The organism is Mycobacterium sp. NPDC050551 (assembly GCF_040674075.1).
Lineage (GTDB): Bacteria > Actinomycetota > Actinomycetes > Mycobacteriales > Mycobacteriaceae > Mycobacterium.
The window spans coordinates 441764-453617 of the sequence record NZ_JBFARC010000004.1 but is presented as its reverse complement, the minus strand read 5'-3'; the positions used below and the strand labels follow the sequence as shown (position 1 = coordinate 453617).

General features: G+C 68.8%; 10 protein-coding genes and 1 pseudogene. 2 read left to right on the top strand and 9 right to left on the bottom strand.

The annotated features are described in order from the left end of the window. Positions 1–42: 42 nt before the first annotated feature. On the top strand, positions 43–375 hold the full coding sequence (locus AB0K11_RS18685) for a hypothetical protein (RefSeq protein WP_364979775.1): 333 nt from the start codon (positions 43–45) through the stop codon (positions 373–375). On the opposite strand, the gene secG is transcribed toward AB0K11_RS18685, so the two are convergent. From secG to AB0K11_RS18660, 5 genes are all read right to left on the bottom strand, one after another. Beyond that, the gene (gene secG / locus AB0K11_RS18680) at positions 376–609 is read right to left on the bottom strand and encodes a preprotein translocase subunit SecG (RefSeq protein ID WP_264013812.1); all 234 of its coding nucleotides are present in this window, start codon (positions 607–609) and stop codon (positions 376–378) included. A 45-nt stretch (positions 610–654) separates the two neighbouring features. Beyond that, a complete protein-coding gene (gene tpiA / locus AB0K11_RS18675; RefSeq protein WP_364979771.1) occupies positions 655–1440 on the bottom strand; it encodes a triose-phosphate isomerase in 786 nt (261 codons plus the stop codon). After that, positions 1437–2657 (bottom strand): phosphoglycerate kinase, encoded by a 1221-nt coding sequence (locus AB0K11_RS18670; RefSeq protein ID WP_364979768.1) that lies wholly within the window; start codon positions 2655–2657, stop codon positions 1437–1439. Before AB0K11_RS18670 ends, tpiA begins: the two co-directional genes overlap by 4 nt. A 5-nt stretch (positions 2658–2662) precedes the next feature. Continuing rightward, positions 2663–3682 (bottom strand): type I glyceraldehyde-3-phosphate dehydrogenase, encoded by a 1020-nt coding sequence (gap, locus tag AB0K11_RS18665; RefSeq protein ID WP_364979765.1) that lies wholly within the window; start codon positions 3680–3682, stop codon positions 2663–2665. A gap of 79 nt (positions 3683–3761) precedes the next feature. Next, a complete protein-coding gene (locus tag AB0K11_RS18660; RefSeq protein WP_364979762.1) occupies positions 3762–4484 on the bottom strand; it encodes an ABC transporter substrate-binding protein in 723 nt (240 codons plus the stop codon). 92 nt (positions 4485–4576) lie between these two features. Between AB0K11_RS18660 and AB0K11_RS18655 the strand changes: the two are divergent. After that, positions 4577–6215: pseudogene (locus AB0K11_RS18655) on the top strand (DUF222 domain-containing protein). 23 nt (positions 6216–6238) lie between these two features. Here AB0K11_RS18655 and AB0K11_RS18650 read toward each other — a convergent pair. The 4 genes from AB0K11_RS18650 to rapZ all read right to left on the bottom strand — a co-directional run bounded on the left by AB0K11_RS18650 (position 6239) and on the right by rapZ (position 11844). Then, a complete protein-coding gene (locus AB0K11_RS18650) occupies positions 6239–8872 on the bottom strand; it encodes an adenylate/guanylate cyclase domain-containing protein (RefSeq protein WP_364979759.1) in 2634 nt (877 codons plus the stop codon). Between the two features lie 61 nt (positions 8873–8933). Continuing rightward, entirely contained in the window at positions 8934–9911 is a 978-nt protein-coding gene (whiA, locus tag AB0K11_RS18645; protein WP_264013881.1) for a DNA-binding protein WhiA, read from the bottom strand. Continuing rightward, a complete protein-coding gene (yvcK, locus tag AB0K11_RS18640; RefSeq protein ID WP_364979756.1) occupies positions 9908–10933 on the bottom strand; it encodes a uridine diphosphate-N-acetylglucosamine-binding protein YvcK in 1026 nt (341 codons plus the stop codon). Before yvcK ends, whiA begins: the two co-directional genes overlap by 4 nt. Beyond that, entirely contained in the window at positions 10930–11844 is a 915-nt protein-coding gene (gene rapZ / locus AB0K11_RS18635; RefSeq protein WP_364979753.1) for an RNase adapter RapZ, read from the bottom strand. Before rapZ ends, yvcK begins: the two co-directional genes overlap by 4 nt. Positions 11845–11854 lie beyond the last annotated feature (10 nt).

Here is an 11854-nt window from a genome sequence, read left to right as displayed (position 1 = left end):
GCACGTGTTCGGCGATTGCTCTTCGTCTCAGCAGCAGCGATCTTGGCCGTCGCACTCGGCTGTCCGGTGAGCGTCGCCAAACCCAACGACGGGCGAAAACCCGGCGAGTGGGATATCGGCGTCTACGACTCCTGCATGGCGAGTTCGGGCATGGGCATCCGCTACTGCTGCAGTCAGTCCGGCGGTGTGTACATCCCCACCGACTACAGGGATCCGCCGGCACCCCCCAAGTGCGTTGCCCCGGCCGCCAATGCGCCGGGTCAGCAACCGCAGGGGCCGGGCCAGGTGCCACCGATGGAGCCGGCCCCGCGCCCGCTGCCGCCGATCGTCATGAATCCGGCGGCTCCGCCGGCTCAGGCGCCTGCCGTGGGCTAGCTAGGCGTACTTGATCTGCAGGCCGACGCCGATGATGGACACCAGCCAGATGCCGACGACGAAGAGCGTCAGCCGGTCGAGGTTCTTCTCGACGACGGTGGAGCCGGACAGGCTGGACTGCACGCCGCCACCGAACAGGGTGGACAGTCCGCCGCCCTTGGCGCGATGCAGCAGCACCAGGAGCACGACCAGCAGGCTGGTCACGATCAGGATGATCTGCAGGGCCATTTCCATGGCGGCAAGACTACAGGTCGCCGCCGGTCAGTCGCGAATTGCCCGTCAGGGCAGCGGTCCGCCCGCGGCGATCGCCGACAGCGTGGCGAACTGCTCGCCGTCCAGCGATGCCCCGCCGACCAGCGCGCCGTCCACGTCGGCCTGCCCGACGATCTCGCCGACGTTCTTGGCGTTCACCGAGCCGCCGTACAGCACCCGGACGCCCGCAGCCACCTGCGGCGACGACAGACTGCCCAGTTCGTCGCGGATGGCCTTGCAGACCTCCTGCGCATCGCCGGCACTGGCCACCCTGCCGGTGCCGATCGCCCACACCGGTTCGTAGGCGATCACCGCCTGTCCGATCTGCTCGGACGTCAGCCCGGCGAGCGAACCGCGCAGCTGTTCGACGTTGTGCGCGACGTGGTTGCCCGCCTCACGGACGTCCAGGTGCTCGCCGATGCAGATGATCGGGGTGATGCCGTGCCGAAACGCCGCCGACGCCTTCGCCGCGACCAGCGCGTCGTCCTCGTGGTGGTAGGTGCGCCGCTCGGAATGCCCGACCACCGCGAAGCTGCAGCCCAGCTTGGCCAGGAAGGCGCCGCTGATCTCGCCGGTGTAGGCCCCGGAGTCGTGCTGAGAGACGTCCTGCGCGCCGTAGGTGAGGCGCAGCTTGTCACCGTCGACCAGGGTCTGCACGCTGCGCAGGTCGGTGAACGGCGGTATGACGGTGACGTCGACCTTGTCGAAGTACTTGTCGGGCAACGAGAACGCGATCTTCTGCACCAGGGCGATGGCCTCGAAGTGATTGAGGTTCATCTTCCAGTTGCCCGCGATGAGCGGCTTACGGCTCACTGACCACCCTCCAGAACTTCGATGCCCGGCAACGTCTTGCCCTCCAGATACTCCAGCGACGCGCCGCCGCCCGTGGAGATATGGGAGAACCCGTCCTCGGCCAGGCCAAGCTGCCGTACGGCCGCCGCGCTGTCACCGCCGCCGACGACGCTGAACGCGCCCTTGCCGGTGGCCCCGATGATCGCTTCGGCGACGCCCTTTGTGCCCGCCGAGAACGCCGGGAACTCGAAGACGCCCATCGGCCCGTTCCAGAAGATGGTCCTGGCGTTCGACAGCAGCGCGGTGAACCGCTTCACCGACTCGGGGCCGATGTCCAGGCCCATCTTGCCGTCCGGGATCTTGTCGGCGGCAACGGTTTCCGCCGGCGAGTCGGCAGCGAACTTCTCCGCGACGACGATGTCGACCGGCAGGTGGATGACGTCGGCGTAGGTGTCGAGCAGCTTGCGGCAGGTGTCGATCATGCTCTCCTCGAGCAGCGAGTCGCCCACGTTGACGCCCTGGGAGGCGAGGAACGTGAAGCACATGCCGCCGCCGATCACCAGGCTGTCGGCCTTGGTGGCCAGCGACTCGATCACCGCGAGCTTGTCCGAAACCTTCGACCCGCCGAGCACCACCGCGTAGGGACGGTCGGTGGAACTGGTGAGCTGCTCGAGCACCTTCACCTCGGTGGCCACCAGGTTGCCCGCGTAGTGCGGCAGCAGCGTCGCGACGTCGTACACCGAGGCCTGCTTGCGGTGCACCACGCCGAAGCCGTCGGACACGAACGCGCCGTCATCGCCGACCAGTTCGACGAGTGCCTTGGCGAGCTTGGCCCGCTCCGCGTCGTCCTTGCTGGTCTCCCGCTTGTCGAAGCGGATGTTCTCCAGCAGCAGCACGTCGCCGTCGGTGAGTCCCTCGGACCGTGCGAGCGCGTCCGAGCCGACCACGTCGCCGGCCAGCTGGACGTGCCTGCCCAGCTGCTCGCTGAGCGCCTTGGCCACCGGCGCAAGCGAGTACTTGGGATCCGGCCCGTCCTTCGGCCGGCCGAGGTGGGCGGTGACGACGACCTTGGCGCCCGCTTCGGACAGCGCCTTGAGCGTGGACACCGACGCGGTGATGCGGCCCGGGTCGGTGATGTTGCCGTCATCGTCGAGCGGGACGTTGAGGTCGGAGCGCACCAGGACGCCCCGACCCTCGACGCCGTCGTTCAGCAGATCGTCGAGCGTTCTGACGGCCATCGCGACTAGAGCGACTTGCCGACGAGCGCGACCAGATCGACGAGGCGGTTGGAGTAGCCCCACTCGTTGTCGTACCAGGACACGACCTTCGCCTGGTTGTCGATGACCTTGGTCAGGCCCGAGTCGAACAGCGAGCTGTGCGGGTCGGTGACGATGTCGCTGGAGACGATCGGCGCGTCGTAGTACTTCAGGATGCCCTTGAGCGGTCCGTCGGCGGCGGCCTTGAACGCGGCGTTGATCTCGTCGACGGTGCCCGGCTTGCTCAGCTCCGCGGTGAGGTCGGTGACCGAGCCGGTGGGGATCGGCACGCGCAGGGCGTAGCCGTCGAGCTTGCCCTTGAGCTCGGGCAGCACCAGACCGATCGCCTTCGCGGCGCCGGTCGAGGTGGGCACGATGTTGATGGCGGCGGCGCGGGCCCGGCGCAGGTCCTTGTGCGGGCCGTCCTGCAGATTCTGGTCCTGGGTGTAGGCGTGGATCGTCGTCATCAGGCCCTTGACGATGCCGAACTCGTCGTTGAGGACCTTGGCCAGCGGGCCGAGGCAGTTCGTGGTGCACGACGCGTTGGAGATGATGTTCTGGCTGCCGTCGTACTTGTCGTCGTTGACGCCGAGAACGATGGTGATGTCCTCGTCGCTGGCCGGCGCCGAGATGATGACCTTCTTGGCGCCCGCATCGAGGTGGCCCTGGGCCTTGTCACGCTTGGTGAAGATGCCGGTGGACTCGACGACGACGTCGACACCGAGGTCGCCCCACGGCAGCGCCGACGGGCCCTCCTTGATGGACAGACCCTTGAGCTTGTGTCCGCCGACGATGATCTCTTCGCCGTCGACCTCGACGTCGTAGGGCAGCCGGCCGAGGATCGAATCGAACTTCAGCAGGTGCGCGAGCGTGGCGTTGTCAGTGAGGTCGTTGACGGCCACGATCTCGATGTCGGTGTTCTTGCCCTCGTGCTTCTGGGCGTCCAGCGCGCGGAAGAAGTTTCGCCCGATGCGGCCGAAGCCGTTGACGCCTACCCGGATGGTCACGTGGTTCTCCTCTTGATCGCCTCTGGTGTGGTACTCGAAGGCCAGCCTAATGGGGCGGCCGATGGGCCGCGCGGGCTGGTCAGTGCAGCGCCAGGCGCTGGTCGGCGTAGGGATTGCCGAGCCATTTGCGGCGGATTCCCTGCAGGGTGCCGTCGGCCTCGAGTTCGGCCTGCGCGACGGTGATCCTGCCGAGGAGCCGCTGGTCACCGGCGGCGACGGCGATCGCTATGTCCTCGGTGGACAGCCCCTTCTGGACGATCTCGACGCCGCGGACGTCCTTGACCAGTTCGGTGAGCACGGGGGCGAGCTTCATGAAGGCGTCGCAGCCGCCGGTCGTCAGGTCTTCCAGTGCTGCCTTGATGTCGCCGTATTCATAGCGCTTCACTGCGGCGGCGTGACCCTCGTCGACGAGGCGCTGGGCGATCGGCTCGCTGGTGTTGCCGTGCTGGACGCCGATGGTCAGGCCGGCGAGGTCGTCGACGGAACGCACCCGGGGCAGCCGTGAGGTGTCGACCGCGAGGGCCTGCCCACTGATCAGGTAGGGCGGCGCGAAGGCGGCCCTGGCCTCGCGAGCCGGTGTGACCGTCGTGCCCGCGGCGACGCAGTCGTACTCTCCGCCGAGCCCGTCGAAGATGCCGTCGAAGTCGGCGCCGTCGTAGCCGACGAACTCGACCGTGTCGCCGAGGCGCTCGGCGACCGCGGTCATCAGATCGATGTCGAGGCCCGCCGGATGACCGCCGTCACCGGGCATGCCGTTGAACGGAGGATCGGGAAAGGCCACGCCGACCCGCAAGATGCCCATGCCGCCACGGTAACGAACTGCCGCAACGCGGTCTGTCCACAGATTCGTCGGCAGGGGTGTCGATGTCAGTGGCCACGAATATACTCGAACACATGTTCGAGTCGGTGTCGACGGGTGAGGTGGTCGCAGCGATCACCGACACCTATCGGGAGGAGTCGAGGCTGGTCGGGCGGCGGTTGGCGGCGATCGCCGAACTGCTGGGCCGGCGCACCTGGGAGGCCAAGGCAGAAGACCCCGACTGTGGCTACATGATCGTCACCGGGTTGCAACGCACCAGCGCGGAGGTGGCGGCGGCGATGAACCTCACAGCGGCCGCGGCCAGCGTGCTGGTCGCCCAAGCCGATGCGTTGGACAGCCGGTTGCCGAAGGTGGCCGCGGTCCTCGCCCGTGGTGACATCGACTGGCGGACGGTGCAGATCATCCTGTCGCGCAGCGAGTTGGTCAGTGACCGCACCATCATCGCCGCCCTCGACTCCCAGTTGGCCGAACGGATTCCGCGGTGGCAGTCCTGGTCGCGTAAACGGGTGATCGATGCGGTGGACGCCGCGGTGCGCACCCTGGATCGCGACGCGGTCAAGGAACGTGAACGCGCCGAAGACCACCGGCACATGGATGTCATTCCCGTCGGTGACGGGACGGCCAAGGTCGACGGGGTGGTGGACGCCGAGACTGCGGTGATCTTCGACCGCACGTTGGGCGCGCTCGCGACCGGGGTGTGCCCGTCAGATCCGCGGACCCTCGCTCAGCGCCGCGCCGACGCAGTGGCCGCGATGGCACAGGGACAACCACTGGCCTGCCGATGCGAGGCGTGCGCCGCCCGGCCGGAGACACCCACCGCCGACAACACGGGTGAGGTCGGTGATGTCGAGCCGCCCGCGGCACCCCCCGGCGCCTGCGCCGGCGCCGTCGGGCACCAAGTTCGTGATCAATGTGATCGCCGATCAGTCCACGGTGCTGGGTACCGGCAATCGGCCCGGTTATCTGGAGGGTTTCGGGGTGATCGACGCCGACCTGGTGCGCGAGCTGGCTCAGGGAGCGACGCTGCGGGCGCTGTACTCGCCGGTCGTCACCGCTGAGCAGGGGTTGCGGTATCAGCCGACGGCGGCGGTGGAACGGTTCGTGCGGATGCGGGATCTGACGTGTCGCTTCCCCGGGTGTGATCGGCCCGCCCGAGGCTGCGACCTCGACCACACCGTCGCGTTCAACCACGTCGACCCGCGGGCCGGCGGTAAGACGGTGCCCGAGAACCTGAAATGCCTGTGTCGCCAACACCATCGGGCTAAGACGTTCGTGCAGGGCTGGCGTGACCTGCAACTTGCCGATGGCACGGTGGTGTGGACGACGCCCGACGGGCGACAGGTGTGCACCGTGCCCGGCGGTGTCGAACTCTTCCCGGCACTGGCGGGTCGTCCGTGTGCGCCGCCGCGGCCGACGCGCTGCAACCCCACCCGCCGACGCGCGAGTCGTGTCGAGCGGCGCCGCGCCAAGAACCGCGCCCTGCGCCCGCTCAACGAGGCTCACCGCACCCTGGAACGCGCCCGCCGCCGCGAGATCGAGGCCCGCAAAGACCGCAACCGCCACCGCACCATGCTCATGCTGTTCAAAGGCGGCCGACCCACCAAGAGCCCGTTCATGCGCTGGGTCAACGAACCCTACGAATCCGAAGTGCTGCCACCGGACTGGCAACCCCCGCCCGACCCACCACCACAACCCGACGACCCACCGTTCTGAAACGGAGCTTGCTAGCCGCGGGTTCAGCGGGTCTGCGCGAGTTGTGCACGGGCGTGGTCGATCTGCTCGTACGCGAATGCCGTGATGGTGGCCATCGTCATCGCCTCGCCGTCACGGGACAACGCTTCATACGTCGCATCGCCCAGAACACCGCGAAGGTGGGTGATCGTGTCGTCCAGGCCGGGAATCGTGACGACCGCCATCGGCGTGTAGGCGTAGCCGAGGATCGTCGCCGCCGGTTCGTGGCGCCCCAGACGGTCGAGCAGGTAGGCGAGATTCGCCAACGGGACACCGACCACGCTGAGGTTGCCCGAATCGTGGTAGTTGCGAATCGCGATGTGCGCGCTGTCGAGGGCCGCGACGGGATCGCCGCTGTCGGCCTCATACTTGCACATGCTCATGGCCAGAACGGATTCGACGGCCCTGATCCGGTTGTCCTGAGCTACCTGCAATCCGCGCCGCACCGCAGTGAGCGAGATCGCGGGCTCGGCGTCGCGAAGCGCGGTGCCATAAGCAAGCAACGCGAAGGACAGCGCGGCCGGGTTGTCCGCAGCATCCGCGGCCTCGATCAGACCGTCGGCCATCGCAATCGCTTCGGCATGCTCCTCCATTGCCATCAGCGCCATCACCAGGTTGGCTCTGACGAAGGTCAGGGTGTCACGGCTGGACGCGAGCCTGGCACGACATCGCTCGGCCCACAGGTCGGGCCGTCCGATGGCCAGGTATATCGAATCCAGCAGAGGCATGAGGCTCAGCGCCATCCGGTCGCCGTCCTCGGGCATCGCGGAATGGCTGGCTTCGATGTAGCGGATACCGTCCTCGACGCGTCCGGCGAACTGACACATCGTCGCGACCAGATACAGCTCCGCGAGCCGCGGATGGTGCACACTCTCCGCCGCGCCGATGATCTCCTCGGCCCAGGCGGCAGGCTCGTAGATCTCCACCCAGAGCCCGAGAAAGCCCGCCAGCGCGATGATCGCCGCGGTGGTGTCGAGGTCGTCGTTGTCGGCCGCCGTCCGGAACGCCGTCCGCAGGTTCGGCAACTCGTCGAGCATCCACGCGTAGGCCTCACGTTGCCGCGGGCTGTCCCACAGGTCGAGCAGCTCGGTCTCGCGGCTCGCGAAGTAGCGGCCATGCGCCTGGCGCACTTCGTCCGCCGATCCCCGCGCCACCAATTCGTCCTCGGCGTACTGGCGAATCGTCTCCAGCATCGAGTACCGGGTGCGGGCCGTCGACGACTTCGCGACGACCAGCAGCGACTTCCTCACCAACGCGTCGAGCAGATCGAGCGTCGCATACTCGTCCCCACCGAGACCGCCTACCGCGCAGGCACTCTGGAGATCAAACCCACCCGCGAACACCGAGCACCGCTCGAGCAGCAGTTTCTCCGGTTCGTCGAGGAGTCCGAACGACCAGGCGACCGCGTGCCTCAGCGTCTGATGACGCTCCACCCCCCTCCTGGAGCCGACCAGCAGCTTGAAGCGGTGATCGAGCCGGTCCCGCACCTCGCTCACCGACATGGACGTCATCCGGGAGGCCGCCAACTCGATCGCCAACGGGATGCCGTCGAGCCGCAGGCAGACGTCCCGCACCGCCGGGAGCTCGTTGGCGCAGATGCTCTCCGCGCGCTCCGTGAACAGCCTCACCGCGGCGTCGACATCCAACGACTGGACGCGCCTGAGTCGTTCGTCGGCCAGACCCAGCCCCTCGCGGCTGGTGGCGAGGATGCCCACGGTCGCCGACCGCGCGAGAATCGCCGCGACGAGCTCGGCCGCGGCGTCCACGACGTGCTCGCAGTTGTCGAACACCAGCAGCCGTTTCCTGCCGTCCAGAGCGGTGGCCACCGATTCGCTCACCGTCTTCCCCGGCTGCTGGGTGATGCCCAGCACCGCGGCGACCGCGTCCGGCACCGACGCGGGGTCCGTCACCGCCGCCAACTCGAGAAGCCATATCCCGTCCGCATATTCGTCGGCGAGGGCTGTCGCGACCTCGATCGCCAGCCGGGTCTTCCCGATGCCGCCGACACCTGTCAGCGTCAACAACCGGTGCGTGCGCACCGCGGACACGATGTCGCTCACTTCGCCTGCACGCCCGATCAGACTCGTGGCCGCCACCCGCAGATTCCCCGATCTGATCTCGAGTGTCCGCAGCGGCGGGAAGTCCGTCCGCAGGCCGGGCGCAGACAGCTGATACAGCGTGATCGGTTGCGCCACATCGCGCAATCGGTGCGGGCCGAGATCCACCGACTCCACACCCGAGAGCAACGCCGCGGTCGAGTCGGCCAGTAGTACCTGTCCCCCGTGACCGGCGGCCATCACCCGGGACGCCCGGTTGAGTGCGATGCCGAAGTAATCGCCGTCCCGCTCCTCGGCCTCACCCGTTGCCAGCCCCATCCGCACCGGCAGCATCAGCAGGCGCTGCGCGTCGATCGCAGCATCCACCGCGGATTGCGGCGAGGCGAACGCGGCGCACACACCGTCGCCGGTGTGCTTGAAGAGGAAGCCACCGTGTGACTCGATGGCCGCCCGCAACACCGCGTCGTGAGCAGCCAGATCCGCACGCATCGCGTCCGCGTCGAACTCCCACCGACGGGTCGAACCCTCGATATCGGTGAAAAGGAACGTCACGACCCCTGGCGGCGGGGTCCCCCCGGACACCTCCGCAGGATGCCACACCGGTGGCGAGCGCACGCTTGTTTGGCTGCCTACTCGACGAAGCTCAGGCGTCCTCGAGCAGGTCCGGCGTCACCGCGGACTCGGTGTCCGGAATGCCGTCCTGCTTGGCCTTCCGGTCGGCCATCGACAACAAGCGTCGGATACGTCCTGCCACAGCGTCTTTCGTCATCGGCGGATCGGCCAACCGGCCGAGCTCCTCGAGTGACGCCTGCCGGTGCTCCACCCGCAACCGGCCCGCCGCCGACAGGTGGTCCGGCACCGTGTCGCCCAAGATGTGCAGCGCCCGCTCCACCCGGGCGGCCGCCGCGACCGCCGCGCGTGCCGAGCGCCGCAGATTCGCGTCGTCGAAGTTGGCCAGCCGGTTCGCCGTGGCGCGCACCTCGCGCCGCATCCGGCGCTCCTCCCACGTCAACCGGGTGTCCTGAGCGCCCATCCGGGTGAGCAGCGCACCGATGGCCTCGCCGTCGCGCACCACCACCCGGTCACTGCCCCGGACCTCGCGGGCCTTTGCGCTCACCCCCAGCCGGCGCGCCGCACCGACGAGTGCCAGCGCGGCCTCGGGGCCCGGGCAACTCACCTCCAGCGCCGACGAGCGACCCGGCTCGGTCAGCGACCCGTGCGCGAGAAACGCACCGCGCCAAGCGGCTTCGGCGTCGCCGACGCTGCCGCCGACCACCTGGGCGGGCAGGCCGCGCACCGGGCGTCCACGCAGGTCCAGCAGACCTGTCTGCCTGGCCAGCGCTTCTCCGTCCTTGGCCACCCGCACGACGTACCGGGTGCCCTTGCGGATCCCGCTGGCGGACAGCACGTGCACCACCGCGTTGTAGCCGTACAGGTCGTGGATGTCCTTGCGCAGCCGCCGCGCGATGATGCCCAGATCCACCTCGGCCTCGACGACCACCCGCCCCGACACGATGTGCAGCCCACCGGCGAAGCGCAGCAGCGCGGCCACCTCGGCGCGGCGAGCACTCACCGAATTGACCACCAATCGGCTCAGCTCGTCTTTGACCTCGGCTGTCATCGCCACGGGTCGTCACCTCTCGGTCTGTTCACGGTCGGTGTGGGCACCGTCGGCATCTGCACATTGGGGGCCGGCGCCACCCCTCGCAAGCGGACCCCCTCCAATGCCGCGGCCAGTTTCGCCGGGTCATGTAAAGGTGTACCAGGTCTACACACGTCAGCAAACTCCACGCGGGCCTCGAGGATGGTGGCGGTGCGGCTGAGTTGCTCACGCTCGCGGTCGCTCGGCACCCGGGTGGCGTCGACGATGATGTCGTGCGCGGTGAAGTCGGGCGCGTGCTGGGCGAGCACGTGGATGTGACGTTCGACCGAGAACCCGGCGGTCTCCCCCGGCTCGGCCGCGAGGTTGAGCACCAGTGCCCGCCTGGCCGACGTGGCGCGCAGCGCAGCCGCCAGTTCCGGCACCAGCACGTGCGGGATGACGCTGGTGAACCACGAGCCCGGACCGAGCACCACCAGGTCGGCGCTCATGATGGCGTCCACCGCCTGCCGGGTCGCAGGCGGGTCGCCGGGCAGCAGCCGGACCCTGCGCACCTTGCCGACCGTCGTCGCGATCGCCACCTGACCGCGGATCACCCGGCTCATCCGCGGATCGGACTCCAGGCCCGCGACGTCGGCCTCGATCTGCAGCGCGATCGGGCACATCGGCAGCACGCGGCCCTTCAGCCCGAGCACCCGGCCCAGCTCGTCGAGGGCGGCGACCGGATCGGCGAGCACCTCACTCAGCCCCGCCAGCATCAGGTTGCCGATCGGGTGGCCGGCCAGCGCGCCGCTGCCGCCGAACCGGTGCTGGATGATCGTCGCCCAAAGCCGTCCCTGCGGGGTGTCGGATGCCAACGCCGCCAATGCCATTCGCAGGTCGCCCGGCGGCACCACGTCCAGTTCGCTGCGCAGCCGTCCGGACGAGCCGCCGTCGTCGGCGACCGTGACCACCGCGGTGACGTGATGGCTGAGGCGGCGGGCCGCGGACAGCGTCGCGTACAGGCCGTGCCCGCCTCCGAGCGCGACGATCCGCGGGCTCATTCGCGCCCCAGATCCCGGTGCAGCACCCGCACCGTCAAGCCGTCACCGCCTTGCAGCCGCCCGGCCAGCGCCTCGGCCATCGCGACGCTGCGATGCTTGCCGCCCGTACACCCGATGGCGACCGTCATGTAACGCTTTCCCTCCCGGCGGTATCCCTCGATCACGACGTCCAGCAATCGATGGTAGGTGTCGAGGAACTCGGCGGCGCCGGGCTGCCCGAGCACGTAGTCGCGCACCGCCTCGTGCTGACCGGTGTGCGGGCGCAGGTCGTCGACCCAGTGCGGGTTCGGCAGGAACCGCACGTCCATCACCGTGTCGGCGTCCATCGGCAGTCCGTACTTGTACCCGAACGACTCGACCGTGACGCTGGTGTGGGCGACGGTCTCGCCGCCGAACGCCCGCTCGATGCTCTCCCGCAGCGCGGGCACCGACAACTTCGAGGTGTCGATCACCAGGTCGGCCGTCGCGCGCACCGCGGCCAGCAGTGCCCGTTCGGCCGCGATGCCCTCGGCCAGGGTCTGGTTGCCCTGCAGCGGATGACTCCGGCGGTTCTGCTCGTAGCGCCGCACCAGGATGTCGTCGGACGCCTCGAGGAACAGCACCCGCGGGCGGATGTTGCGGGTCGCCAGGTCGCTGCGCACCCAGTCCAGGTCGCCGGTGAAGCCCCTTGACCGCACGTCCATCACTACGGCCAGTTGCGTGATCCGGGAGCCGGCGGCCAGACCCAGCTCGACCATCCGCGCGATCAACTCCGGCGGCAGGTTGTCGGCGACGTACCAGCCGAGGTCCTCGAGCACCTTGGCCGCCGTTCCGCGCCCCGCCCCGGACAGTCCTGTCACCAACACGACGTCGATGCCCGATTCCCCGCCCGACCCGTGAACCACCCCGTCGTCCTGCAGTTGTCCGCTCATCCCTGACTCT

Coding starts and splice junctions, on each gene's coding strand:
- rapZ (WP_364979753.1), bottom strand. CDS start 11,844: ATGAGCGGACAACTGCAGGACGACGGGGTGGTTCACGGGTCGGGCGGG.
- secG (WP_264013812.1), bottom strand. CDS start 609: ATGGAAATGGCCCTGCAGATCATCCTGATCGTGACCAGCCTGCTGGTC.
- AB0K11_RS18660 (WP_364979762.1), bottom strand. CDS start 4,484: ATGGGCATCTTGCGGGTCGGCGTGGCCTTTCCCGATCCTCCGTTCAAC.
- AB0K11_RS18670 (WP_364979768.1), bottom strand. CDS start 2,657: ATGGCCGTCAGAACGCTCGACGATCTGCTGAACGACGGCGTCGAGGGT.
- yvcK (WP_364979756.1), bottom strand. CDS start 10,933: ATGAGCCCGCGGATCGTCGCGCTCGGAGGCGGGCACGGCCTGTACGCG.
- whiA (WP_264013881.1), bottom strand. CDS start 9,911: ATGACAGCCGAGGTCAAAGACGAGCTGAGCCGATTGGTGGTCAATTCG.